The sequence below is a fragment of the Bacillus cereus group sp. MYBKT111-2 genome (assembly GCF_051915205.1).
In the GTDB taxonomy this organism is placed as follows: domain Bacteria; phylum Bacillota; class Bacilli; order Bacillales; family Bacillaceae_G; genus Bacillus_A; species Bacillus_A paranthracis.
The window spans coordinates 1-1,300 of sequence record NZ_JBQAEG010000032.1 but is presented as its reverse complement, the minus strand read 5'-3'; the positions used below and the strand labels follow the sequence as shown (position 1 = coordinate 1,300).

Sequence of the window (1,300 nt, the reverse complement as noted above, 5' to 3'; positions counted from 1 at the left end):
GTTCAAATAACGTAGAACGATTTGTATTTTTTCATCAGCTGTAAATTTAGCCATAGAAAAACTGCACCTCCAATTGTTAGACTGTGTCTAACAATTGGGGTGCAGTTCATTCTCGCTCTTTTTTTATTTGCCATAAACGATAAATAGTGAAATTTAAGCGATTCTAAATACAGTTAGACGAATGTTAGTATTTCCTGTTGCAGGGATCGTAATCTCGTTAAGAGTAGATTGGACAGAAATGTTTGCTCCTGCAGCTAATGTTTCGATTGTAGTAAATGAAAGTGAGTCGCCTATTAAATTTGAAGAGAAGTTGTCAGTTGCGACTGCTCCATTTATTGAAATTCCTACTCCGAGTGGCGCACATCCTGGTGCAGTTGTAGAGATGGATACGCTAATTACATAAATACCACCGTTGATAACTGTAACTGTGTCTGTGCCATTAAAGATAATATTATTTACGTTAATTGCAGTACTGAAGATAAAGTTATTAAATTGTAGTACTGTTTGTTGAATGTTGTTTGTTACAACAATTGTTGCTATAGGGAAGCTAGGTCCAGTAGGCCCAGTAGGTCCGGTAACTCCTATACCAGTAGCGCCCGTTGGCCCTTGAACACCTTGAGGTCCAGTAGCGCCGGTAGCACCCGCCGGTCCTTGAGCACCTTGAGGTCCAGTGGCACCAGTAGCACCTGCCGGTCCTTGAATGCCTTGAGGCCCAGTGGCACCAGTAGCACCTGTATTACCTTGAACGCCTTGAGGCCCAGTGGCACCAGTAGCACCCGCCGGTCCTTGAACACCTTGAGGTCCGGTAGCACCTGTATTACCTTGAGGTCCCTGAGGTCCAGTAGGTCCAGGAGGCCCACCAGAAGGTCCAGTAGGTCCGGTAACTCCTATACCAGTAGCACCCGTTGGCCCTTGAACACCTTGAGGTCCAGTGGCACCAGTAGCACCTGTGTTACCTTGAATGCCTTGAGGTCCAGTAGCGCCGGTAGCACCCGCCGGTCCTTGAATACCTTGAGGTCCAGTGGCACCAGTAGCACCTGTGTTACCTTGAACGCCTTGAGGTCCAGTGGCACCAGTAGCGCCCGCCGGCCCTTGAGCACCTTGAGGTCCAGTAGCACCAGTAGCACCCGCCGGTCCTTGAATGCCTTGAGGTCCAGTAGCGCCGGTAGCACCCGCCGGTCCTTGAACACCTTGAGGTCCAGTGGCACCAGTAGCACCTGTGTTACCTTGAACGCCTTGAGGTCCAGTGGCACCAGTAGCACCTGTGTTACCTTGAACGCCTTGAGGTCCAGTGGCACCA

General features: G+C 49.3%; 1 protein-coding gene. It reads right to left on the bottom strand.

What is annotated here, in order from left to right:
• Positions 1–153 precede the first annotated feature (153 nt).
• Positions 154–1,300: Gly-Xaa-Xaa repeat protein (locus ACTFNE_RS27350; RefSeq protein WP_439998597.1), on the bottom strand; the 1,147-nt coding region annotated here is incomplete at its 5' end.